Source organism: Vagococcus sp. CY52-2, assembly GCF_022655055.1.
Taxonomy (GTDB): domain Bacteria; phylum Bacillota; class Bacilli; order Lactobacillales; family Vagococcaceae; genus Vagococcus.
Map to the genome: position 1 here is coordinate 829,325 of NZ_CP093384.1, position 25,337 is coordinate 854,661.

At 36.4% G+C, this 25,337-nt stretch carries 26 protein-coding genes, 1 pseudogene and 1 other annotated feature; of the genes and pseudogenes, 24 read left to right on the top strand and 3 right to left on the bottom strand.

All coding sequences use genetic code 11. The features are described 5' to 3' along the window. Positions 1-92 precede the first annotated feature (92 nt). The 6 genes from MN187_RS04265 to glnA all read left to right on the top strand — a co-directional run bounded on the left by MN187_RS04265 (position 93) and on the right by glnA (position 6,054). A complete protein-coding gene (locus MN187_RS04265) occupies positions 93-818 on the top strand; it encodes a glycerophosphodiester phosphodiesterase (RefSeq protein ID WP_241698926.1) in 726 nt (241 codons plus the stop codon). Next, positions 811-1,767 carry a tRNA (adenosine(37)-N6)-dimethylallyltransferase MiaA gene (gene miaA / locus MN187_RS04270; protein WP_242094426.1) on the top strand — a complete coding sequence of 319 codons (957 nt, stop codon included), beginning with the start codon at positions 811-813 and terminating at the stop codon, positions 1,765-1,767. Before MN187_RS04265 ends, miaA begins: the two co-directional genes overlap by 8 nt. Continuing rightward, complete coding sequence (gene hflX, locus MN187_RS04275) at positions 1,764-3,008, top strand: GTPase HflX (protein ID WP_242094428.1); 1,245 nt, start codon at positions 1,764-1,766, stop codon at positions 3,006-3,008. Before miaA ends, hflX begins: the two co-directional genes overlap by 4 nt. Then, positions 2,992-4,242 (top strand): methionine gamma-lyase family protein, encoded by a 1,251-nt coding sequence (locus MN187_RS04280; RefSeq protein WP_241698929.1) that lies wholly within the window; start codon positions 2,992-2,994, stop codon positions 4,240-4,242. The genes hflX and MN187_RS04280 overlap by 17 nt, the downstream gene beginning before the upstream one ends. 108 nt (positions 4,243-4,350) lie before the next feature. After that, entirely contained in the window at positions 4,351-4,683 is a 333-nt protein-coding gene (locus MN187_RS04285) for a MerR family transcriptional regulator (protein ID WP_117972180.1), read from the top strand. A 33-nt stretch (positions 4,684-4,716) separates the two neighbouring features. After that, positions 4,717-6,054, top strand: a complete 1,338-nt coding sequence (glnA, locus tag MN187_RS04290) for a type I glutamate--ammonia ligase (RefSeq protein WP_117972181.1) — start codon at positions 4,717-4,719, stop codon at positions 6,052-6,054. 65 nt (positions 6,055-6,119) lie between these two features. Here the strand turns inward: glnA and MN187_RS04295 are convergent, their stop codons facing one another. Further along, entirely contained in the window at positions 6,120-6,431 is a 312-nt protein-coding gene (locus tag MN187_RS04295) for a heavy metal-binding domain-containing protein (protein ID WP_117972182.1), read from the bottom strand. 167 nt (positions 6,432-6,598) lie between these two features. Between MN187_RS04295 and MN187_RS04300 the strand changes: the two genes are divergently transcribed. From MN187_RS04300 to MN187_RS04335, 8 genes are all read left to right on the top strand, one after another. Then, on the top strand, positions 6,599-6,868 hold the full coding sequence (locus MN187_RS04300; RefSeq protein ID WP_242094430.1) for a GNAT family N-acetyltransferase: 270 nt from the start codon (positions 6,599-6,601) through the stop codon (positions 6,866-6,868). A 337-nt stretch (positions 6,869-7,205) separates the two neighbouring features. Further along, the gene (efp, locus tag MN187_RS04305; RefSeq protein ID WP_079344734.1) at positions 7,206-7,766 is read left to right on the top strand and encodes an elongation factor P; all 561 of its coding nucleotides are present in this window, start codon (positions 7,206-7,208) and stop codon (positions 7,764-7,766) included. A gap of 106 nt (positions 7,767-7,872) precedes the next feature. Beyond that, positions 7,873-8,142: a hypothetical protein gene (locus MN187_RS04310; protein ID WP_242094432.1), complete on the top strand. Its 270-nt coding sequence runs from the start codon at positions 7,873-7,875 to the stop codon at positions 8,140-8,142. Positions 8,143-8,214: 72 nt separating this feature from the next. Then, positions 8,215-9,261 carry an LCP family protein gene (locus MN187_RS04315; RefSeq protein ID WP_241698932.1) on the top strand — a complete coding sequence of 349 codons (1,047 nt, stop codon included), beginning with the start codon at positions 8,215-8,217 and terminating at the stop codon, positions 9,259-9,261. 87 nt (positions 9,262-9,348) lie between these two features. Continuing rightward, a complete protein-coding gene (locus MN187_RS04320) occupies positions 9,349-10,203 on the top strand; it encodes a DegV family protein (protein ID WP_241698933.1) in 855 nt (284 codons plus the stop codon). Between the two features lie 70 nt (positions 10,204-10,273). Further along, entirely contained in the window at positions 10,274-11,413 is a 1,140-nt protein-coding gene (alr, locus tag MN187_RS04325; RefSeq protein WP_242094433.1) for an alanine racemase, read from the top strand. Then, entirely contained in the window at positions 11,414-12,355 is a 942-nt protein-coding gene (locus MN187_RS04330; RefSeq protein ID WP_117972187.1) for an AEC family transporter, read from the top strand. Between the two features lie 48 nt (positions 12,356-12,403). Beyond that, positions 12,404-13,750, top strand: a complete 1,347-nt coding sequence (locus MN187_RS04335; RefSeq protein WP_242094435.1) for a DEAD/DEAH box helicase — start codon at positions 12,404-12,406, stop codon at positions 13,748-13,750. Positions 13,751-13,792: 42 nt separating this feature from the next. Here the strand turns inward: MN187_RS04335 and deoC are convergent, their stop codons facing one another. Continuing rightward, the gene (deoC, locus tag MN187_RS04340) at positions 13,793-14,440 is read right to left on the bottom strand and encodes a deoxyribose-phosphate aldolase (RefSeq protein ID WP_242094437.1); all 648 of its coding nucleotides are present in this window, start codon (positions 14,438-14,440) and stop codon (positions 13,793-13,795) included. Between the two features lie 168 nt (positions 14,441-14,608). Further along, positions 14,609-14,863, top strand: a binding site (T-box leader). 65 nt (positions 14,864-14,928) lie between these two features. Between deoC and MN187_RS04345 the strand changes: the two genes are divergently transcribed. The 9 genes from MN187_RS04345 (at position 14,929) to sufB (ending at position 24,301) form a co-directional block, all read left to right on the top strand. Further along, the gene (locus tag MN187_RS04345) at positions 14,929-15,957 is read left to right on the top strand and encodes a methionine ABC transporter ATP-binding protein (RefSeq protein WP_242094439.1); all 1,029 of its coding nucleotides are present in this window, start codon (positions 14,929-14,931) and stop codon (positions 15,955-15,957) included. Position 15,958: 1 nt separating this feature from the next. Further along, positions 15,959-16,648: a methionine ABC transporter permease gene (locus tag MN187_RS04350; protein ID WP_117972195.1), complete on the top strand. Its 690-nt coding sequence runs from the start codon at positions 15,959-15,961 to the stop codon at positions 16,646-16,648. A 19-nt stretch (positions 16,649-16,667) separates the two neighbouring features. Next, complete coding sequence (locus MN187_RS04355) at positions 16,668-17,516, top strand: MetQ/NlpA family ABC transporter substrate-binding protein (protein ID WP_242094441.1); 849 nt, start codon at positions 16,668-16,670, stop codon at positions 17,514-17,516. Between the two features lie 228 nt (positions 17,517-17,744). After that, a complete protein-coding gene (locus MN187_RS04360) occupies positions 17,745-18,926 on the top strand; it encodes a cation:proton antiporter (protein ID WP_242094443.1) in 1,182 nt (393 codons plus the stop codon). A 192-nt stretch (positions 18,927-19,118) separates the two neighbouring features. Further along, a complete protein-coding gene (gene sufC / locus MN187_RS04365; protein WP_071456948.1) occupies positions 19,119-19,892 on the top strand; it encodes a Fe-S cluster assembly ATPase SufC in 774 nt (257 codons plus the stop codon). A gap of 17 nt (positions 19,893-19,909) precedes the next feature. Continuing rightward, positions 19,910-21,199 carry a Fe-S cluster assembly protein SufD gene (gene sufD / locus MN187_RS04370; RefSeq protein ID WP_071456947.1) on the top strand — a complete coding sequence of 430 codons (1,290 nt, stop codon included), beginning with the start codon at positions 19,910-19,912 and terminating at the stop codon, positions 21,197-21,199. Next, positions 21,200-22,432 carry a cysteine desulfurase gene (locus MN187_RS04375; RefSeq protein ID WP_242094445.1) on the top strand — a complete coding sequence of 411 codons (1,233 nt, stop codon included), beginning with the start codon at positions 21,200-21,202 and terminating at the stop codon, positions 22,430-22,432. Beyond that, positions 22,419-22,892 carry a Fe-S cluster assembly sulfur transfer protein SufU gene (sufU, locus tag MN187_RS04380; protein ID WP_117972200.1) on the top strand — a complete coding sequence of 158 codons (474 nt, stop codon included), beginning with the start codon at positions 22,419-22,421 and terminating at the stop codon, positions 22,890-22,892. Before MN187_RS04375 ends, sufU begins: the two co-directional genes overlap by 14 nt. A 14-nt stretch (positions 22,893-22,906) precedes the next feature. Continuing rightward, a complete protein-coding gene (gene sufB, locus MN187_RS04385; protein WP_157093636.1) occupies positions 22,907-24,301 on the top strand; it encodes a Fe-S cluster assembly protein SufB in 1,395 nt (464 codons plus the stop codon). A 98-nt stretch (positions 24,302-24,399) separates the two neighbouring features. Here sufB and MN187_RS04390 read toward each other — a convergent pair whose 3' ends face one another. Beyond that, positions 24,400-24,981 (bottom strand): hypothetical protein, encoded by a 582-nt coding sequence (locus MN187_RS04390; protein WP_242094447.1) that lies wholly within the window; start codon positions 24,979-24,981, stop codon positions 24,400-24,402. Positions 24,982-25,052: 71 nt separating this feature from the next. Between MN187_RS04390 and MN187_RS04395 the strand changes: the two are divergent. Then, positions 25,053-25,326: pseudogene (locus MN187_RS04395) on the top strand (phage major capsid protein); the annotation flags it as partial. Positions 25,327-25,337 lie beyond the last annotated feature (11 nt).

Genomic DNA, 25,337 nt, shown 5'->3' on the forward strand with positions numbered 1-25,337 from the left:
GCATTTTATAATAAAAATCTAGTGATAAGGCATACAACATCTATTAATTTCATTTTAAAATGGTAAAATTGTATGTGAATGGAAGTGATAAAATGATAAAAGTAATCGCACATAGAGGAAGTAAAGGAACGCATCCAGAAAACACACTACCGGCGTTTCAAGAAGCCATTGATGTAAAGGCAGATGGAATCGAATTAGATGTTCAGTTAACATGTGATGGTAAGTTGGTTGTGATTCATGATGAAAAATTAAACCGAACCACGAATGCAAAAGGGTGGGTAAAGGATTTAACTTTAGCAGAAATTAAAGAACTAGATGCAGGATCTTGGTTTGCTGAAGAATACAAAGATACAAGAATCCCAACATTAGAAGAAGTTTTAAATTTATTAAAACATAATCGGTTTAGTGGGTTGTTGAATATCGAATTAAAAACAGATAGAGTAGAATACTTAGGTATCGAACAAAAAGTGTTGCGAGCTTTGGAACAAGCTGACTTGTCTTGTACAGTTGTGTTATCTAGTTTTAATCGTGATACAGTGAGACGACTTAAAGCACTGGATGATACTTATGAAACAGCCTTTATTTCATTTGGAAATCAAAGAGATGTTGCATGGTTAGATAAACAACGAGGGATAAATAGTTTTCATCCAGATATTCGATGGTTGAAACGACATATGGATCAAACGACAGACATTGAAACGATTAGACCGTGGACAGTGAATAAAGAAGCCGATATGCAATTTTGTATGAAGCACCATTTGGCAGGGATGTTCACAGATTTTCCTAAAAAAGCATTAGAGGTAAGAGATAATGGATAAACAAAAAGTTCTTGTTATCGTTGGGCCGACTGCAGTTGGAAAAACGGCTCTAGGAGTCAAACTAAGTCAACGCTTTAATGGCGAGGTTATTAGTGGGGATTCACTACAAGTTTACAAACAATTAGATATTGGCACAGCGAAAGTAACGACAGAAGAGATGCAAGGTGTGCCACATCATTTAATTGACATTAAGGAACCAACAGAAACCTATTCCGCTCATGAATTTAAACGTCATGCAACAGAGTGTATAAATGAATTAGCCTTACAAAATAAATTGCCTATTATAGTAGGTGGCACAGGTCTTTACATTCAGTCGCTCCTTTATGATTTTCATTTAGGCTCATCAGAGGTAAGCGATGAGGAAAAGAAAAGCCGTAAAAAGTGGGAAGAGTTTGCTGAAAACTTATCTAATGAAGAATTATGGCAAGAATTAGAAAAAATGGATAAAAAAGGGGCAGATACTATTCACCCGAATAACCGAAAACGGGTGATACGTGCGTTGGAAGTGTTTGATTTAACGGGAAAAAGTATCAGTGAGCAACAACAGATTGATTTAATGGATCTGTCAAAAAGTTCGTTTGATGTGAAACTGATTGGGTTAACCACTGATCGAGAAGTTTTGTATAATAGAATCAATCAGCGAGTTGACATCATGATGGATGAAGGCTTGTTAGATGAAGCCAAGATGGTCTACGAGTTAGATTGCCCACAAGCAAGTCAAGGCATTGGCTACAAAGAATTTTTTCCTTATTTTGAAGGAAAGTGTTCACTGGAAAAATCAGTGGAGGAAGTGAAACAACATTCAAGACAGTATGCTAAACGCCAATTGACTTGGTTTAGAAATCGAATGCCTGTTGAGTGGTGGGATATTGTTTTAGAGGAGACCAATATGAGTAAACTAGAAGAGGATGTTTCTAAGTGGTTGGATAAGAAAGAAGGAATGACATGATAGAACGCGTTGTAACCGTGGGGGTTGAAACCCAAGAAAATTTTTATTATTTTGACGAATCAATGAAGGAATTAGAAAATCTAACACAGACGGCACAAGGTGAAGTCGTTGGGACAATGACACAAAAAAGACCAACGATTGATCGCCGGACGATTATTGGAAAAGGAAAATTAGTTGAACTTGAAGCACTTGTGGCATCAACTGATGCGGACATGGTGATTTTTAATCATGAGTTAACTGCTAGACAGACAGCTGTGATTGAAGAAGCCGTGAAAGTAAAAGTGATTGACCGTGTGCAATTAATTTTAGATATTTTTGCCTTAAGAGCAAAATCAAAAGAAGGTCAGTTGCAAGTTGAACTGGCGCAGTTGTCATATCTTTTACCAAGATTAAGTGGACAAGGAGCCAGTATGTCACGTCTTGGTGGGGGTATTGGGACACGTGGACCAGGGGAGACAAAACTTGAAACAGATCGACGTCACATCCGATTTAAAATGACACAGATTAAACAAGAGTTAAAAGAAATTGAAAAACATCGCGAAAGAAGTCGTAAAAAACGTCAAGAATCTGACACCATGCAAGTGGGCTTGATTGGCTACACCAATGCCGGGAAATCTACTATTATGAATTTGTTGACGAAAGCAAATACGTATTCAGAAGATCAATTATTTGCGACACTGGATCCGTTGACGAAAAAATGGGAATTGCCAACAGGAACACAGGTGACATTGACTGATACAGTTGGGTTTATTCAAGATTTACCGACACAATTAATTGAAGCTTTTCAATCAACTCTTGAAGAAAGTAAAGCCATGGACTTTTTACTTCATGTAGTCGATGTGACGTCAACTAATCGTGACCAGCAAGAAAAAACCGTACTAAAATTGTTGCATGAGTTGGATATGGACCATATTCCAGTGCTGACTGTCTACAATAAGGCGGATTTATTGGAAACAGAATTTGTGCCAACACTCTTTCCAAATTGTTTAGTATCAGCTAGACGCTTAGAGGATAAAGAGAAATTAACACAAGATATTATGACATTTTTAAAAGAAAACTTAACCAAGTACCATTTATTTTATTCACCAGCAGAAATGAAAGATTTTAATCAATTAAAAGATGCGACGTTATTGGAAAGTTATGAATATGATGAATCTTTGAATGAATATGAATTAATCGGGTACGCAAAAAATGTGGCACGTTGGAGAAAAGGGGATAGTGAAGATGAGTTGGAGTGGTAAGTTACATCCAGAGTTAGTAGAAACCATCGAAGAGGTGGATAAAGATATATTAGAAGAACGTCAAAAAATGCAAGATGTTGCATTAGCTAATCAAGCAAAAGTGTTAGATGCGTTTAGAGAACATCACGTATCAGAAAGTCATTTTGTCCCATCAACGGGGTATGGATATGATGATATTGGAAGAGATGCATTAGAAGCAGTTTACGCGTCAGTATTTCATGCAGAAAAAGCGTTAGTGAGACCACATATCGTCTCAGGCACGCACGCGATTTCGATGACTCTATTTGGTTTGCTTCGTCCAAATGATGAATTGATTTACATTACTGGCACACCTTATGACACATTGCTTGAAGTGATAGGGGTCGCTGGAGATGGCATTGGGTCGTTAAAAGAATACAACATTGAGTATAAAGAAGTGGCATTAAAAGAAAATGGCTTGGTGGACTTTGAAAAAATAAAAGAAGCTATTTCTGATAAAACAAAAGTTATCGCCATTCAACGCTCACGTGGTTATGATTCTCGTCCATCATTTACTGTCGAACAAATTGGTGAGATGATTCGATTTGTTAAGCAAATTGATGAGAATTTGGTGGTATTTGTTGATAATTGTTACGGCGAATTTGCTGAAGAAATCGAGCCAACTGATGTTGGGGCAGATATTATGGCAGGTTCTCTAATAAAAAATCCTGGTGGTGGTATTGCCAAAACGGGTGGATACATTGTCGGAAAAGAAGACTTAGTTGATAAGGTATCGTATCGTTTAACCACGCCTGGAGTTGGTGGTGAGGGTGGTGCGATGATTTATAGCACACATGAGATGCTACAAGGATTTTTCTTAGCACCACATGCCGTCAGTCAAGCCATTCAGGGGGCGATTTTTACCGCGCGATTATTAGAAAAGTTTGATGTAGAGTCAACACCAAAATGGAACGATAAACGCACGGATTTAATTCAAATGATTGAATTAAATGATAAGGAAAAAATGATTGCCTTTTGTCAATCCATTCAAACATGTTCACCAATTGACGCACATGTTTTGCCAATCCCTTCATATATGCCGGGATACGAGGATGATGTGATTATGGCTGCTGGAACATTTGTGCAAGGTGGTAGCTTGGAACTAACAGCTGATGGGCCAATAAGAGAACCATACCAATTGTATGTTCAAGGTGGATTAACGTATGAACATGTTAAAATTGCCGTCTGTGAAGCAGTCAATAGTATCTATTTCTAAAGTTTTTAGAAAGTTAGTTAATTGTGTGAGATAATCTCACATGATTAATTGACTTTCTTTTTTTTTATTGTTATCCTGTTTTTAACCTTTTATGAAAGGAGAAGAAAAATGAATAAAAGAGACTTAAAACGTAGTAAATCTGTGTTTCCGATTGGCTCGGTGATGTTACTAACAGAACTGACTGCAAGGCAAATTCGTTACTATGAAGAACAACAATTAATTCATCCTGAAAGAAATGAAGGAAACAATCGATTATTTTCTCTCAATGATATTGATCTTCTACTGGACATAAAAGACATGTTAGACGATGGGTATACCATTAAAGACATTAAAGCATCTTTTGATAAGGAAAAAAGAAAACAGGAAAAATTATCAGAAGAAAAAATCCGGATTGCTTTATACAATGATTTAATGAAAGAAAGTCGCTTTAACAGATACTAGGTGTTAAAACTTTAATTAAAAGGGTGGAAAACAATGGCAAATTATTCAACAAAAGAAGAAATCAAAGCAGTTGTAGAAAAAGAAAATGTTCGATTCTTAAGACTAATGTTTACTGACATTTTAGGTAGAATTAAAAACGTAGAAGTTCCAATTAGCCAATTAGATAAAGTTTTAGACAACAAAATGATGTTTGACGGATCTTCCATCGAAGGATTTGTGCGTATCGAAGAAAGTGACATGTATTTATATCCTGATCTTGCCACATGGATGGTTTTTCCATGGGAAAGTGAAAAAGGAAAAGTAGCCCGTGTGATTTGTGATGTTTATGGAACAGACGGCAAACCTTTTGCTGGAGATCCTCGTAGTAACTTAAAACGTATTATGAAAGAAATGAAAGAATTAGGTTTTACTGGATTTAATATTGGACCTGAACCTGAATTTTTCTTATTTAAATTAGATGAAAATGGCAACCCGACGAAAAAATTAAATGACCAAGGTGGCTACTTTGACTATGCGCCAGTTGACTTAGGTGAAAATTGTCGTCGTGATATTGTATTAGAATTAGAAAGTTTAGGATTTGAAGTAGAAGCGTCTCACCATGAATGTGGACCAGGACAACATGAAATTGATTTTAAATACGCTGATGCAGTGGAAGCGTGTGACAATATCCAAACATTTGAATTAGTTGTTCGCACCATTGCTAGAAAACATGGCTTACACGCTACATTTATGCCAAAACCATTGCATGGCATTGCTGGTAGTGGCATGCACATCAACATGTCTTTATTTAACGAGCAAGGAAATGCCTTCTTTGACGAAAATGGTGACGATCAATTAAGTGAAACTGCTTATCATTTCTTAGGTGGTTTGTTAGAACATGCTAGAGGGTATACAGCCGTATGTAACCCAATTGTTAACTCATACAAACGTCTCGTACCTGGTTATGAAGCACCTGTTTATGTGGCATGGAGTGGTAAAAACCGTTCGCCATTAGTACGTGTCCCAAGTTCTCGTGGCTTATCAACCCGTTTAGAATTACGTTCAGTTGATCCAACGGCTAATCCCTATTTAGCAATGGCAGTGTTATTACAAGCTGGTTTAGATGGGATTAAACGTAAACTTAATCCACCTAAAGCTGTGGATCGTAATATTTATGTGATGACGGAAGAAGAACGCGAAGCCGCACATATCACTGACTTACCATCTACTTTACATAATGCTATTAAGGCAATGAAAGACGATGAAATGGTTAAAGAAGCATTAGGAAGTCATATCTTCAATAACTTTATTGAAGCAAAACGTATGGAGTGGGATGCTTACCGTCAATCAGTTTCTGAATGGGAACGCGAGCAATATTTAGAAATGTATTAAAAAAAGAAAACTTGCAGCCAAACTGGTTGCAAGTTTTTTTGTGTTTATTGTCATAGTGGGAATGGTTATATAAATTTGACCGCTGTACCATAAGCAGCAACTGATTGCATATCAGTTCCAATAGAGCCTGAATCAAAACGCATCATCACAATCGCATCAGCTCCCATATTTTTTGCGTTCTCTTTTAATCGTTGAATTGCTAATTCACGAGATTCTTCTTGCATTTCAGTGTAGGCTTTGATTTCTCCACCGACAATATTTTTAAGGCCGGCACCGATATTGCGAACCACGTTTTTAGAATTTGTTGTTAAACCAAATACTTCGCCAATGATTTCATAGTTTTTTCCAGGGATATTTTCTGTTGTTGTAATAAGCATGTGATCAATCTCCTTTGGTTATATTGTTCTTACATTATCTATTTTATACTTAAATTTATGTGAGGATATCCAACTAAAGTTGTATTTTTGTGGTCAAATTCGTCAGCAAATAAAATGAATGGCATCATTTCAAAAAAGATTTGTTTTTAAATCAAGGTGTTAAACCAATGAAGTTAAGAACAATCCAAACTGAAGATGATAAACACGTTAAAGAAGTGATTATTAAGGCTTTTGAGCAAAGTGATCATGGTCATAATGGTGAAGTAATATCAGTCGAAAGAATGAGAGACCTACCAAGTGACAATCAAGAATTGGAAATCGTGGCTCTTATAGATAATGATATCGTGGGACATGGTGTATTAAGTGAGGCAGTGGTAAAACATGAGATAAATGACTTAAAAGGTTTAGTGCTAGCACCTCTGTCAGTGGTACCATAAAACGAACAAAAGAAACGGAACATACCTTTATTACGATTTTAGGTGATCCATCCTTTTATAGTCGATTTGGTTATGTATCAGCGAAGAATTCTCATGTGAGGATTCCACTTGATGTGCCAAGTGAGTACTTGCTGATGAAAAAATTAAAGCCAGATATGACAGAAGGCATCTTGTTTTATAATCGTATATTTGGTTCATGAATAATCTAAGTTTGGTTTATAGTCAGTTTATAAACGTGTCTAGGACGTGTTTTTTAGTCGTTTTTACCACAAGAATATTTTATTATGGCTCATTTTATGCTATGATACGATTAGTAACTATTAAGGGAGATTGAAAAATGATATCAGCAGTTGATTTAAGAGCAGGAAACACATTTGAAAAAGATGGTAAATTAATCAAAGTTTTAGAAGCAAGCCATCATAAACCTGGTAAAGGTAATACGGTTATGCGTATGAAACTAAAAGATTTACGTTCAGGTTCAACCGTTGAAACAACGATGCGTCCTGATGAAAAAGTAAAAAAAGCACATATTGATACAAAAGCTGTACAATACTTATATATCCAAGATGATATGGCAGTGTTTATGGATTTAGAAACATATGAACAATATGAAATTCCCGTATCAGTGATTGAACATGAATTAAACTACTTGTTAGACAACATGGAGGTATCAATCCAATTTTACGATACAGAAGTTGTTGGGGTATCTTTACCATCATCTGTTGTGTTAACAGTAGCAGAAACTCAACCTTCTATTAAAGGGGCAACTGTTTCAGGTTCTGGTAAACCAGCGACAATGGAAACAGGCTTAGTAGTCAACGTTCCTGATTTTATCGAAGTAGGCGATAAATTAGAAATTAACACGTCTGAAGGAAACTACATGAAACGTGCGAAATAATCAATGAATCAACAGTCTGTAATCTAACAGACTGTTGATTTTTTTTGTGCTATATGTGCTATAATAGATGAAAAAGTGGAGGTAATTCAGTATAAAATGGCACACAATGCACGATTGGAACATTGTATTTGATAATAAGTATGCGGATTATTTTACCTTAATGACAAATGACCAATACGTTTCAATTATTTGTTTAAAGACACAGTTTGGTGAATTTTCGCCTATTATGTTTGAGTTAACCGACGTCACAACGAAATTAATGAACCAACCTCATTTTGTCGAATCCATCACGATGGGTTTAGATAAAGTAATTACAATTGAAATGAATGATTTCTTTGGTTTTCAAGATTTAGAAGAAAATCAAATAGAAGGATAAGAAAGAAACGTGAAAAGATATCCTATCAACTAGATAGAGGGTATCTTTTCTTTATGATAAGGGGAGAGTCTTATGCCTGGAATGTCTCGGATGGATAAAAGAAGACAAGAGGAAGCCAAAAAATATGCACCAAAAGATAAAAAAAGTGACAGACGACAACCTAGTGACACACAACGACCCACGAGCCAAGACGTTACGCCGAAAAAGAAACCAAAGAAGAAAAAATCGTTTCTTTTCAAGGTATTAATCGTACTCGTTGCATTAATTGGGTTATCTGGTGTGGGGTATGCTAAAGGGTATTTTACAGCTAAGGTAGATAAAGATAATAAAGAGTTTAACATGACAGCTTTTAATGGTCAAAAAAGTCACGACGATAGCATCAATATTTTATTACTAGGTAGTGACTCGCGTGGAGAAGACCAAGGTCGTTCGGATTCGATTATGATTGCCCATTATAATCGAAAAACGAAGCAACCTCAAATTGTATCAATTATGAGAGATACGTTTGTTGGGATACCGACACATGATGGACTTGAATACAATAAAATCAATGCAGCGTATTCATATGGTGGACCAGAGATGGTGAGACAAACGATTGAAACTAATTTTGGTATCCCGATTCAATATTATGCGGTCGTTAATTTTGATTCGTTTCCTAAAATGATTGACGTGTTAGCACCACGTGGCTTGCCAATTACAGCTGAAAAAGATTTAGAAGTTGAAGGAACAGTGATTAAAAAAGGGCAGACTAATTTAAGTGGTCATGAAGCCTTGCAATATGCTCGTTTTAGAAAAGATGCTGAAGGAGACTTTGGTCGCGTGAGACGTCAGCAACAAGTCATGAGTGCTATCACGAAACAAGCAACAAATCCACTTCATGCATGGAAGTTACCAGAGATGTTAGGAGCGGTTGTTGGCTACACGCAAACGGACGTACCAATGTCTACTTATCTGTCGGTTGGAAGTAGTTATTTATTCAGTTCACATAAATCACTTGAAATCTTAACAGTTCCAGTCGAAGGTTCATGGAACAATGGCTACTATGACTACGCCGGAAGTGTCTTGGAAATCAATGAAGAAATGAATAAGCAAGCCATACAGAAATTTTTCAGTAAATAAAATAGTTTTCAGACTTTACTTTAAACTCTAAGAAACCTATAATGTAAGTTGTGAACTTAGCGTAGTAAATAGAATTGAGGAAATACAATGAAGATTGCAATAGTGACGGATAGCACCGCTTATATACAAGAGCAGTACCAAAATCATAAAAATTTATTTGTCTTATCTGTTCCATTAATCATTGATGATGTGGTTTATCAAGAAGGAATTGATATTACAGACGAAGCATTTTATGAAAAATTAAAAGTAGCCAAAGAATTTCCTAAAACTAGCCAACCTGCACTGGGTGAAGTTTATGAACTTTACGAAACATTAGCTAAGTCAGGATATGATGCAGTAATTAGTATTCATCTATCAACTGGGATATCTGGGTTTATTACGACATTAAATGGTATTTCAAAAGATTTTTCTGACATCGATATTTATCCATTTGATTCTTATATTACAAGTGGTCCAATGGGTCGAATGGTTGAAGTCGCTTTGGAGATGACTGAACATAAGGAAGCAAACCCTAAAGAGATGATTCAACATTTAGAAGAAATGAGACGATTTGCAGAAGGGTATATTGTCGTGGATGATTTAAATCACTTAGTTCGTGGTGGACGGTTAAAAAATGGGGCAGCAATTATTGGAACCTTATTAAAAATCAAACCTATTTTACGTTTCCAAGACGGTGACATTATTTTATCAGAAAAAATTCGTTCTCAGAAAAAAGCCTTGTCTCGCGTGATTGATATTGTGCTTGAGGAAGTGCCAAGTAAACCACATGACAGTATGTTTTATGTGATCCATTGCAATAACATAGAGGTAGCAGAACACGTAAAAGAAGACATGCTAAAAAGAGATAGCCAATTAGAAGTCATTTTATGTGATTTCGGTCCAGTTATTGGGACCCATCTGGGGGAAAAATCAATCGGGATAGGTGTTATTCCTAAAAAATAGTGACATGGTAGGAGGATAATTTAAATTATCCTTCTTTTTTAATAAATTTAATGGAAAAGAGTGAAGAATAATGATAGAAAGTACACATAGACCAAGTCAAGTTGTGGTGGATTTATCTGCCATTGAATACAATATTAAACAAGAATTAGCTAGATTAAATGATGAGCAAGTCTTATTTGCAGTCGTTAAAGCCAATGCATACGGTCATGGTGCAATCAAAGTCGCACAAGCGGCCGAAAAAGCCGGCGCAACAGGTTTTTGCGTGTCAAATTTGGATGAAGCGCTGGAATTAAGAGAAGCCGGCATCACGTTACCGATTTTAGTATTGAGTTATGTGTCGCCAAACTATATCGATTTAGCTATCTCACAAAGCATTTCTTTAACTGCTCCTTCACTTGAATGGCTAAAACAAGTTGAAGAGACTCTAGCAGAAAAACCTATGATGAATCCATTAAGTGTGCATTTAAAAATTGATACAGGGATGGGACGCATTGGATTAAGAGATGAAGATGAAATGGTTCAAGCAAAAGAATTATTTGTTTTATCCAATCACATGACGTTAGATGGTATTTTCACGCATTTTTCTTGTGCAGATACGAAAGACACGACGTATTTTGAATTGCAACAACAACGATTTACTCGTGCAATGGATATTTTCTCTGATTTAGAGATTCGCTACATTCACACATCAAACTCGGCGACAGCTTTATGGCATGATGCGTGGAATAGTAATTTGATTCGTTTGGGTGATGCGTTATATGGCTTAAATCCTTCAGGGAAAGCCCTTGATCTGCCTTATGAGTTAAAACCAGCGTTGTCTCTTACAACCGAGCTAATCCATGTTAAACAAGTATCTGCCGGAGAAAAAATTGGGTATGGTGCGACATATACTGCTGAAAAGGAAGAATGGATTGGTACACTTCCCATTGGTTATGCGGATGGATTGATTCGTAAATTCCAAGGTTATAAGGTGATTATTGATGGAGAATATGCTGAAATAGTGGGACGAGTGTGTATGGATCAATGTATGATTCGTTTGTCAAAAAGATACGCTGTTGGGACACCGGTGACTATTTTTGGAAAAAATGGTGAGCTAGAAAACACATTAGATGACGCTGCTGAATTTATTGACACGATTAATTATGAAATCGTGTGTGGCTTAACGGATCGATTGCCACGTTATTATCTAAATGAAAGGATAAACAATTAGATGATTACGGCGTATTTAAATATTTTAGTGGTATTTGCGATGATCTTTTTAGGCTATATGCTGACTAAAAAACAATGGTTTGATAATCATATCGCCAATGTATTTTCAAAATTAGTGTTAAATATCACGTTGCCTTTAAGTATGTTTTTAAATATGACCCAAAAATTTACTCGAGCAGAATTTTTAGAACTATTCACAGGATTAGCATTACCATTTGTCTCGATTATTGTGACGTTTTTGATTAGTATGGTGTATTCTCGTATTACGCGTGTACCAGATACGCGTAAGGGATCGTTTCGTACCATGTTTACGGCGGCTAATACTATTTTCATGGGATTACCTGTCAATATGGCTATTTTTGGTGAAAAAGCCATTCCTTATGCATTGCTTTACTATATTTGTAATACCACGTTTTTCTTTACAGTTGGTATTATGTTGATTAGTCGAGATAACCCAGATAACCATTTAGAAAAAGCCAATTTTAGTTTTGAAAAATTATTGAAGCAATTATTGTCACCGGCTATTTTAGGGTTTTTTGTTGGAATTTTATGGATGTTGACTGATATGGCCGTGCCAAAACCGATGATTGATTTTTCTTCTTATGTTGGTGGGATGACAACCGCTCTGTCTCTTTTTGTGATTGGCATTATCATTTATCAAACAGGATTTAAAAATTTAAAAATGGATAAAGATGTCGCGGGTGTGATGCTTGGTCGCTATATTATTTCACCGCTTGTGGTATATGGGTTATCTTTTATTATTCCTGTACCTAGTTTGATGTTAAAAGTCTTTATTTTACAATCTGCCATGCCAGTTCAAAATGCGTTACCCATTTTAGCAAAAGGTTACGGAGCAGATGCAGAATTTGCGACAACATCATTAACTTATTCCATCATTTTATATACTGCCTTTATATTCGTCATTTTAACATTATTTTTTTAGTTGAAACTGTGCTATAATGCCAAAGGAACGTAAAGGAAGGTGAATACAATGACAAAATTTAACCAATTCGGATTAAACGATAACTTAATCCAAGCATTAGACGAAATAGGATTTAAAGAAGCAACAGAAGTGCAAGAGACATTGATTCCAGTGATAAATAAAGGAAAAAGTGTTGTTGGACAATCACAGACAGGTTCAGGAAAGACACACACGTTTTTATTACCACTGATGAATAAAATAGATACCAAAAAAGAAGAAGTTCAAGTCATTATCACAGCACCAAGTCGTGAGTTAGCAGAACAAATCTATCAAGCAGCCAATCAATTGGCTGGTCACTATGATGATGAGCTACGTGTGAGCAACTATGTTGGTGGAACAGATAAAAAACGCCAAATGGACAAGTTAGCAAACCAACAACCTCATGTTGTGATTGGAACGCCTGGTCGTATTTTAGATTTAATCGAAAGTGGTGCACTAAAAACACATACAGCATTTGCTTTTGTCGTGGATGAAGCGGATATGACACTTGACATGGGATTTTTAGAAGATGTCGATAAAATTGCCGCAACATTACCTGGTAACTTACAAATGTTAGTCTTCTCAGCGACAATACCAGTGAAATTAAAACCATTCTTGAAAAAATACATGGACAATCCTGTTGTGGAACATATCAAACCAACGTCTGTTATTTCTGATACGATTGACAACTGGGTTATCTCGACAAAAAGTAAAGACGTGGAGCAAGTCGTGTATGATTTATTAACGATTGGCCACCCGTTTTTAGCAATGGTGTTTGCGAACACGAAACAAAAAGTCGATGAAATCACTGATTTCTTAAAAGAAAAAGGCTTAAAAGTGGCGAAAATTCATGGGGATATTCCACCACGTGAACGTAAACGTGTGATGAAAAGCATTCAAAACTTAGATTATCAATTTGTGGTAGCGACAGATTTAGCTGCTAGAGGGATTGATATTGAGGGCGTTTCTCATGTGATTAATGCGGAAATTCCAAAAGATCTAGAATTCTTTATTCATCGTGTGGGCCGTACTGGTCGTAATGGACTTCCAGGTATTGCCATCACGTTATATGAGCCAAAAGATGAATCGGCATTGGCTGAATTAGAAAAACTTGGTATTCGATTTGAACCAAAAACCATCAAAAAAGGGGAAATTGTGGATCATTATGATCGCAATCGTCGTGAGCAACGTTCACGTACGCAAAAACAATTAGACCCAACGATGATTGGTATGGTGAAAAAACAGAAGAAAAAAGTCAAACCGGGTTACAAGAAAAAAATTCGTTACGCAATTGCTGATGATCAAAAACAAAAACGTAAAATTGAGCAACGTCAATCAAATAGAAGCAAACGCAAAGCAAGAAAACAAGATTTTTAATCAACAAAAAAACGACGAGAAAATCCCTCGTCGTTTTTTATGTTAGTCTTCTTTTACTAAAAGGATTCCAGAACTTGTTCCAAGTCTGTCAGCACCCATTTCAATCATGGTGAAGGCATCTTCTTTAGAGCGGACGCCACCTGATGCTTTAACAAAGGCATTGTCTTTAACCGTGTCTTTCATTAGTTTCACGTCTTTAGGTGTTGCACCACCAGTTGAAAATCCTGTTGATGTTTTAACAAAGTCAGCATTTGCTGCTACAGATAATTCACATGCTTTAACGATTTCTTCGTCAGTTAAAAGACATGTTTCGATAATGACTTTTACAATCGCTTTTGGATGACTTGCTTTAACAACTGCTGCAATATCTTGTTCTACGATATCGTATTCTTTATTTTTTAGTGCACCGATATTAATCACCATATCAATTTCTTCTGCACCATTTTCAATAGCATTTGTTGTTTCAAATACTTTGGTTTCTGTTGTGTTTGCTCCTAGAGGGAACCCAATAACTGTACACACTTTTGCTTTGGCATCAGCTAAAATTTCTGCTGCATAGCTTACCCAGAAAGGATTGACACAAACTGAGGCGAAATCATATTCTGCGGCTTCCTCGCACAATGTTTCGATTTGCTCTCTTGTGGCATCTGGTTTTAATAACGTGTGATCGACATATTTTGCTAAATTCATAAAATTAGCTCCTTCAAATAATATTTGTAAACGCTACTGTATTACTACTACTATATTTTACAATGATTATGGTAGAATAGCAACGTAAACTAAGTAGTCATAATTATAAAAAATGACGAATAAAGTTGTTGACAGGCATTTTTTCATTTGTTATTATATGCCTTATAAATCATTGCTTTGAAAAGAAGAGTATATTTTTGGATTGTATAAAGAGACCTCGGATGGTGAGAAAGAGGAACAAGAAGGAAATAGAAGATGGTCTTTGAGCATAAAAGTATGAGCGTCTACCGCTAGTATTTTTCGGGAGTTCCCGTTACCGGACAACAGTATTTAAAGCGACTGGCTTGCGTACTGGGTAAGATTATTATCGTGAGGTAATAATGAAAAAAGGTGGTAACACGAAACAACGCTTTCGTCCTTTGTTTACTTATGTAAAGTAGATAAAGGACGGAAGCTTTTTTTGTTATCAAGATATAGGAGGCAACATCATGAGTAATATAGAGTTAATTGATGTCTGTAAAACATATAAAACGAAGAAACAAACAGTTGAAGCAGTTAAAGATGTCAATTTATCCATTAAAAGTGGCGACATTTTTGGGGTAATCGGTTTTTCAGGAGCAGGTAAGAGTACATTAATTCGTTTATTGAATTTATTAGAACAACCAACAAGTGGCATCATCGAAGTGGATGGTGAGGACATCACGAAATTAAAAGGAAAAAGTTTACGAGATTACCGAAAAAAAGTTGGGATGATTTTCCAACATTTTAACCTATTATGGTCGAGAACGGTTTTAGACAATGTGTTACTACCTTTAGAATTTAGTCATGTGCCAAAAGCTGAAAGAGAAGCAAGAGCACGTGAGTTGATTAAACTAGTTGGCCTTGAAGGCCGTGAAAATGCTTATCCAAGTCAACTTTCAGGTGGACAAAAACAGCGTGTCGGCATCGCTAGAGCACTAACAAACGACCCAGAGATTTTATTATGTGATGAGGCAACAAGTGCTCTTGACCCACAAACAACCGAAGAAGTACTCGATTTATTGTTAGACATCAACAAACAACTTGGCTTAACCATCGTGTTAATCACGCATGAGATGAATGTGATTCGAAAGATTTGTAACAAAGTCGCTGTCATGGAAACAGGAAGTGTGATTGAAACAGGAGATACTTTATCAGTCTTTAGACACCCAGAGCATGAAGTGACCGCAAGATTTATCAAACAAGACATTCAAGAAGATAGTGAAGAAAACGAAGAAGCGATTCAATACTTGGTGAAACATTATCCTGAGGGGCTATTAGTTCGCTTGATTTTTGAGGGAGATAAAGCAAAAGAAACGGTTATCTCGCAAGTCATTCATGAATACAACATCAACGTCAATATTTTACAAGCCAGTCTTAGACAAGCAAATCATTCATCTTTTGGAACAATGCTTGTGCAATTGACAGGCGACGAGGCAACGGTGTCTGAGAGTTTAATTTATTTTGAACAACATGGCGTAGGAGTTGAGGTGATTTAACATGGAAAAAGGATTAATAGAAACGTATTTTAATTTTAGTGAAATTAATGTCGATGATTTTATCAAAGCCACAAAAGAAACATTGTATATGACGTTTGTCTCAACATTTTTTGTGGTAATTATCGGCCTTATAATTGGTCTAATGCTTTACTATTTCGGAAAAAGCAACAAACCACTTGGTAAGACACTTTACGGAATTGTCTCAATCATCAGTAACACATTCCGTTCGATACCATTTATTATTTTGATTATCTTATTGTTCCCTATCACAAAAGCATTGATAGGCACAATGTTAGGGCCAACAGCGGCATTACCAGCTTTAGTCATTTCAGCCGCACCGTTTTATGCAAGGTTGGTTGATATTGCGTTTCGTGAAGTAGATCCAGGCGTACTTGAAGCTAGTGAAGCAATGGGTGCCACACAATTGCAAATTATTTTTAAAGTCTTAATTCCTGAAAGTGTGCCAGCATTAATCTCTGGTATCACAGTGACCACCATTACGATGATTGGCTTTACGGCTATGGCAGGGGCAATCGGGGCAGGTGGTTTAGGCTCTCTTGCTTATCAAGGAGGCTTTATGGGAAATAAGCATACGATTATCATGGTCGCAACAGTATTAATTCTAATTATTGTGTTTATTTTACAATGGTTAGGCGATTTATTAGTAAAATTAACAGATAAACGAAATTAACATTTAGGGGGAAAAGTAAATGAAAAAAACATGGATTAAATTAGGCGTGGCAGCATTAGCTGTTTTAACGTTGGTTGGATGTGGCAATAGTGGAAGCACAAAAGATAGTGCGTCAGGCAGCGGAAGTAAAGATGATAAGGTGATTAAAGTCGGTGCGTCTCCAACACCACACGCGGAAATTTTAGAAGAAGCAAAACCATTATTAAAAGAAAAAGGGTACGACTTAGAAATCGTGACATTCCAAGATTATATCTTGCCGAACAAAGCATTGGCTGAAAAAGAAATTGATGCCAACTATTTCCAACATATTCCATATTTTAATAAAGAAGTAAAAGAAAAAGGGTATGATTTTACTAATGCAGGAGCAATCCATTTAGAAAAAATGGGACTATACTCACAAAAAATTAAAGACATCAAAGACTTAGAAGATGGTGCGACAATTTTAGTTAGTAACTCTCAAACTGACTGGGGTCGTGTGATTGGGATGCTTCAAGAAGCAGGACTTGTGAAAGTGAAAGATGGTGTTGATTTAACCACTGCAACATTTGATGATATTTCAGAAAATCCGAAAAAATTAGTTTTCAAATATGACATCGATCCAGCGATGATGGCAACAACATACCAAAACAAAGAGGGCGATTTAGTGGCGATTAATGCCAATTTTGCTGAAAGCATTGGCTTAAATCCTGAAAAAGATGGTGTTTTAGTTGAAGATAATAATTCACCATATGCTAATATCATTGCCGTAAGATCTGAAGACAAAGATTCTGACAAAACAAAAGCCCTTGTTGAAGCATTACATGATCAAAAAATAGTTGATTTTGTTAATAACAAGTGGAAAGGTACCGTTACGATTGTGAATCAATAAGAAATAAAAAAAGTACGAGTTGAATGAAACATTTCAACTTGTACTTTTTTATTTTGAGGTAGTTATTGCAAGATAGAGTTCAAACTTGAAATCAGTTTCCATTTATTATACGATTAATTTATAGAAGTAGTGTTAGAAAAAATCAAAGTGAGGTGTAGAGGGAAAATGTCATTATTAACATTATGGAATCGTTCGTATAACGAAATAAAACATGAAAAGAGGTAGATTATGGATATTTTGTTAACTTTAGGGTTAATTATTTTATTGACAAAAATAGCAGATAGCATTGCAATGAAATTTGGACTTCCATCAGTCGTCGGGAGTTTGATTGTTGGGATATTAGTAGGACCATCTGTTTTTAACATCATACAAAACAATGCCTCAATTGAGTTGTTATCCCACTTGGGAGTTATTCTTCTAATGTTTATTGCTGGTGTGGAAAGTGATTTAAAGATATTAAAAAAGTATTTTAAACCTTCTCTCATCACAGGTCTTCTAGGGGTATTAATCCCATTCGCCGTATTTTTCTTTGCTTCAAGGTCGTTTAATTATTCGCAAGACACTTCACTATTTATTGGTCTAATCTTCGGAGCAACTTCTCTAAGCATCGCCATTCAGGTACTCAAAGAGTTAAATTTCATACAAACAAAAGAAGGATCCATTATTATCGGATCATCTATTTTAGACGATATCATCGTCGTTATCTTGTTGAACTTAGTCTTAAATCTAGTCAACCCCAATACAACTACTGCAGATGTATTACCATTTCTTTTTAAAAATGTATTATTCTTCTTATTTATTTATATCTTCGGAAAATTTATTTTACCTATTATTCTTAAAGGGTTGTCATACTTTATCGTTCCAGAACGAGACGTTGCCTTTTCTTTAATCATGGTGTTCTTACTCAGTTTTTTAGCTGATTGGATTGGTATGTCAGATATTATCGGTGCTTTCTTTGCTGGTATTTTAATCTCACAAACACCATTTGCCGAATATGTTGAAAGAAAAGTAACCAGTATTACTTCTGCATTATTTGCCCCAGTATTCTTTGTAAGCATTGGATTAAAACTTGTTTTAGATGGTTTAGGCGAAAACATGTTATTAATCATTGTCTTTAGCGTACTAGCTATCTTTACTAAATTTATCGGTGGGTTCCTTGGAGGGAAAATCGAGAAATTTGATAACAATAGTAGTGCTATTATTGGTGCGAGTCTGATTTCACGTGGCGAGATGGCATTAATCTTGATTGCGTTAGGACTTGAAAAAGGCTTTATCGATCAAGGAATGTATGCGTCTTTAGTTTTAGTCATTATCTTTACCACAGTGGTTGCCCCAATATTGTTGAAATGGGCGATTGCGCTGGGAGATAAATCAAAAGCAGAATTAGACGACCCAGTGCATGAATCTTAAAAAAAGAAATGTAGACAATATTGTCTGCATTTTTTTGTTATTTGATAGAAATATTAAATGAGAGTGATTATTATCTGCCTTTTTTCCAGATAAGACGTAATTGAAGCACTTTTAAATTGAAGTCCATTCTCAATTAGGTTAGAATTGAAAGAGAGTTAATTTTTATTAAAGTAATAATTTGGAGGGAAAAACATGTCCGTTTTAGAAATAAAGGATTTGCATGTATCAATCGAAGAAAAAGAAATACTAAAAGGTGTTAATTTAACCATGAAAACGGGTGAAATTCATGCCATCATGGGCCCAAACGGAACAGGTAAATCAACTTTATCTGCTGCGATTATGGGAAATCCAAATTATACGGTCACTAAAGGTGAAATTCTTTTAGACGGTGAAGATGTATTAGAAATGGAAGTTGACGAGCGTGCACGTGCTGGTCTATTTTTGGCGGTTCAATACCCGAGTGAAATTCCAGGGATTACAAATGCTGAATTTATGCGCGCGGCAATGAACGCAAAACGTGCTGATGATGACAAAATTTCAGTCATGGACTTTTTAGATAAATTAGATGACAAAATGGCGTTATTAGATATGCCAGAAGAAATGGCTGAACGTTACTTAAACGAAGGATTCTCAGGCGGAGAGAAAAAACGTAATGAAATTCTTCAATTATTAATGTTAGAACCAACGTTTGCGATTTTAGATGAAATCGACTCAGGTCTTGATATTGATGCCTTACAAGTTGTATCAAAAGGAATCAATGAAATGCGTGGCGATAACTTTGGGTCACTTATCATCACTCACTACCAACGACTATTAAATTATATCGTGCCAGATGTGGTTCATATTATGATGGATGGCCGTGTGGTTATGACTGGTGGCGCTGATTTAGCGAAACGTCTTGAAGAAGAAGGATACAAAGGAATCAGTGAAGAATTAGGAATTGATTACGAAGAAAACGAAGAATAATGAAGGAGACAAGATAAATGAAATCTACAAATGTAACTGATTATCTTGACGACGTGACATTATTTTCAGCTAGTCAGGAAGAACCACAATGGATGTTAGAACGTCGTAAAGAGGCGTTAAATAAAATCGATGACTTAGAATTACCAGCAATCGAACGAGTCAAATACCATCGTTGGCCTTTAATGAATGTTGGCGAGTTAAACAATGAAGTGATAAATGAAGAAATCTTGCCTTCTTTTACAGAACTAGAAGATAACCCATTAATCATTCAAGGTCGCACAACGACTTATTTTGAACAAATGCCAGTCGAATTAGCTGAACAAGGCGTGATTTTTACTGATATTTTTACCGCAATGAAAGAGCACAGCGACTTAGTTGAAAAATATTTCATGACAAAAGCTGTGCCAAGTGACGAAGATAAATTAACTGCGTTCCATACAGCCTTTTTAAACGGCGGGGTATTTTTATACGTGCCCAAAAATGTGGTCGTGAAAGACGCATTTGAGTCATTATTTTATCACCAATTAAACGACAGCAGTGCCATGGTAAAACATGTCTTAATCGTAGCGGATGACAACAGTGAGTTAACTTACTTGGAAAGATTCCAATCAGTTGGCGAAACAGCTGAAAAATTAGCAGCAAATATCGTGGTTGAAGTGATTGCTAGACCAGGAGCAAAAGTAAAATTTGCTGCTATTGACCGTCTAGGAAAAGAAGTCAACACGTACTTAAATCGTCGAGGCTACATTATGCGTGATGCGAGTGTGGACTGGGCGTTAGGGTTAATGAGTGACGGAAATGTTGTCGCTGATTTTGACTCAGAACTTGTGGGCGAAGGCTCTCATGCGGAAGTGAAAGTTGTCGCCATTGCAACAGGTCGTCAAATACAAGGAATCGACACACGTGTAACAAACAGAGCGTCACATTCAATTGGTCACATCTTACAACATGGTGTGATTCGTGAGAAAAGTACGTTAACCTTTAACGGAATTGGTCACATTATCAAAGGGGCAAAAGGTGCAGACGCACAACAAGAAAGTCGTGTGTTAATGTTATCTGATAAAGCGCGTGGTGACGCGAACCCGATTTTATTAATTGATGAATTTGAAGTAACAGCAGGACACGCAGCAAGTGCTGGTCGTCTTGACCCAGAAGAATTATATTATTTAATGAGTAGAGGACTTCCTCAAAAAGAAGCAGAAAGATTGGTAACACGTGGATTCTTAGGGTCTGTGATTACGTCAATCCCGGTTAAATCTGTTCAAGAGGAGTTTGTTCAAGTAATTGATAGAAAGCTGGCTGATTAAATGACTGTATCTAAACGCAAACAAGATTTTCCAATTCTTTTTCAACAAGTAAATGATGAGCCACTTGTCTATTTAGACAACGCTGCGTCAACACATGTGCCAACACCTGTGATCAATGATTTGGTGACGTATATGCAAACCAGTCATGCGAATGTGCATCGTGGCGTGCATACATTGGCAGAACGTGCGACAAGTCAATATGAAGCAGCACGAGAAACCGTGCGAGCATTTATTGATGCGAGTAGTGTGAAAGAAGTGTTGTTTACACGAGGGACGACAACAGGACTAAACTGGGTGGCACGTTCACTTGGTGAGTTAGTTGTTGAGCCAGGTGATAAAATTGTGATTAGTCGCATGGAACATCATTCAAACATTGTACCGTGGCAAGAATTAGCCAAACGCAAACAAGCTGAACTCATCTACATTGATTTGACTGAAGACGGTGAGTTGGATATGGCTGATGCGAAAGAAAAAATCGTATCAGGTGTGAAAATTGTGTCGATTGCCCATGCATCGAATGTCTTAGGTGTGGTGAATCCTGTCAAAGACTTAGCGAAACTGGCTCATGAAGTCGGTGCTGTAATGGTCGTTGATGGCGCGCAATCAACGCCACACATGAAGATTTCAGTACAAGAATTGGATTGTGACTTTTATGCCTTTAGTGGTCATAAAATGTGTGCGCCAACTGGGATTGGTGTGTTGTATGGCAAACAAACGTGGCTTGAAAAAATGTCACCCGTTGAGTTTGGTGGTGAGATGATAGATTTTGTCTATGATGATTACAGCACATGGGCAGAGTTGCCATATAAGTTTGAAGCCGGCACACCGAATATTTCTGGGGCGATTGGATTAGCAAGTGCGATCAAGTATTTGGAAGAAATTGGTTTAGATACCATCACAAAACATGAACAGGAACTAGTCGAGTATGTGTTGCCAAAATTACTAGCGATTGATGGGTTTGAGTTATATGGACCAAGAGAAGCGAGAAAACATACTGGTGTGATTGCCTTTAACATTAAAGGCGTACATCCACATGACTTGGCAACCGCATTAGACATGCAAGGCGTGGCGATTCGAGCGGGACATCATTGTGCTCAGCCATTGCTTCGCTATTTGGCTGTTCATTCAACAGCAAGAGCAAGTTTTTATTTTTACAATACCAAAGAAGATGCTGATTCATTAGTTGAATCAATCATCGCTGCAAAGGAGTTTTTCTCAGATGGCTTTATCTAGATTAGACAATCTTTATCGACAAGTTATTTTAGATCATACCAATCACCCACACAACAAAGGGGTATTGGATGAAGCGACTAGCCAAATTGAATTGAATAACCCAACGTGTGGGGATGTGATTCAATTACAACTTGCGATGAAAGATGGGGTAATTGATGAGATTGCCTTTGACGGTCATGGCTGTTCAATCAGTATGGCAAGTGCCAGTATGATGACTGACGCGGTAAAAGGAAAAACCGAAAAAGAAGCCATTGAAATCATTGCCGACTTTTTAGAGTTGGTGCAAGGTGAGAACATTGGTGAGAAGAAAAAAGTCTTGAAAGATGCTCAAATGCTAGGGGGCGTGGCAAAATTTCCTGCGAGGATAAAATGTGCAACACTAGCGTGGAAAGCATTAGAGCGTGGGATTATTGAAGACAATCAAACGGTTGTAACCGAAGAATTACATAGTGAAGAATAAGGAGTGTGACCCAAGTGAGTGAGGTACCACAATTAGAAGAGTATAAATTTGGTTTTCACGACGATGTGCAACCGATCTATACAACAGGTGAAGGATTAACAGAAGAGATTGTTCGCGCGATTTCGGCTAAAAAAGAAGAACCAGAATGGATGCTTGAGTTTCGTTTGAAATCACTGGAAGCATTCCACAAAATGCCAATGCAAACATGGGGACCAGATTTATCTGACATGGACTTTGATAAGATTAACTATTATCAAAAACCAAGTGATAAACCAGCCCGTGATTGGGATGATGTGCCAGATAAAATCAAAGAAACTTTTGAACGTATCGGGATTCCAGAAGCAGAACGTAAATATCTAGCTGGAGCAAGTGCGCAGTATGAATCAGAAGTGGTGTATCACAACATGAAAGAAGAATTCCAAAAATTGGGAATCGTCTTTACTGATACAGACACCGCATTAAAAGAGTACCCGGATTTATTTAAACAATATTTTGCCTCTTTAGTGCCACCAACCGATAATAAATTAGCAGCATTAAACTCAGCAGTATGGTCTGGTGGAACCTTTATCTATGTACCAAAAGGCGTGCGAGTAGATGTGCCACTACAAACATACTTCCGTATTAACGCTGAAAATACTGGACAGTTTGAGCGTACGTTGATCATTGTTGATGAAGGGGCAAGCGTGCATTATGTGGAAGGATGTACGGCACCAACTTATTCAAGCAATAGTTTGCATGCGGCGATTGTTGAGATTTTTACCTTAAAAGATGCGTATTGCCGTTACACAACCATCCAAAACTGGTCTGACAACGTGTATAACTTAGTAACAAAACGTGCTCGTGCAGATCAAGGAGCAACAGTGGAATGGATTGATGGAAACTTAGGGGCTAAAACAACAATGAAATACCCTAGTGTTTATCTTGAAGGAGAAGGCGCGCGTGGAACGATGTTATCTGTTGCGTTTGCTGGAGCGAATCAAATTCAAGATACTGGGGCAAAAATGATTCACAACGCACCAAACACATCAAGCTCAATTGTTTCTAAATCAATCGCTAAAGATGGTGGAGAAGTGAACTATCGTGGACAAGTAACTTTCTCTAAACAAAGTGAAGGGTCAATCTCACATATTGAGTGTGACACGATTATTATGGATGAATTATCGAAGAGTGATACGATTCCATTTAACGAAATCCACAATAGTCACGTGGCATTGGAACATGAAGCCAAAGTATCAAAAATCTCTGAAGAACAACTTTACTACTTGATGAGTCGTGGTTTGTCAGAAGAAGAAGCGACAGAGATGATTGTCATGGGATTTGTGGAACCATTTACGAAAGAATTGCCAATGGAATATGCCGTTGAATTAAATAGACTGATTTCATATGAGATGGAAGGCAGTGTAGGTTAATCATAATATTTAAGCTAGAAACGTTGATATAATAATGTTTCTAGCTTTTTTATATTTTATGAAATTTTTATAATGAGTAGATTGAAATATCTTTAATTTTATTTCTTCTCTTCTAGCTTTAAATTTTTTTCATATAAATCCAGTTCTCTATCTTTTTGATCTAACTCTCTATTCTTCTGATATAATTTTTGAATTTCAATGTTATTTTCTATTTCCTTTTGTTTATTTTCTATAATACTAGTTTGTATATCAACAAAAGGCTGTACGAAGGTTCCTACTGCACCTAGAGCAGTACATATGGTTAAAATGGTTTTTGAGTATAAATTAATTATCGATTTGTTGACTGGTTTATCAGATAATTTAGATGGTCCTCCAATAGGTTTAAGAGTATTAAAGTCATACTCGAATTGTAGTAATAACTCAGCTTGTTCATTTGATAAATCAAGATTTTCAATAAAGTTTTTGTAAGTCATATTATTATTTTTCAAATAATTTTGAAGGTTTAAAGCAAACATTGTACTGTTTGAGGCAAGGTTTTTTATAGGAGAATCAGTAAGCATATCTATTGTAAAGCAAGTTGCATAAAAGGTTTCCACTCTTTGTTGTGGACTTTGATTAGAACAATTTTGTAAAGTATTATCTAAGTCAGTAAACAGTAAATTTAGGTCATTATAAGTCATTATAAAATCAGCCCTTTTAAAATAATATTATCAAAATAGAATGTAACATACAATTAGTTTATTTTGTTAAATTAATTAAAACAATAATAACGAACGAAACAGGGTTTAACCATTTAGATACAATGAAAGATAGTCAATGTCGCTATATCTTACAACCCGATGTGACAGCTCCAAGTGGCTATGCGTTGTTTGGTGCTCCTTTACAAGTGCTTAGTGATAAACTACTAGCAAACACAGGAAAAGCCTTCCCTTTGATTATGGGTGATTTAAAACAAGCGGTATTTGTGGCAAAGAAGTAACCAAGTCACAACACAGTGGGGAAAATTTGACTTTTACTCACGTGGAGAGGAACGCTA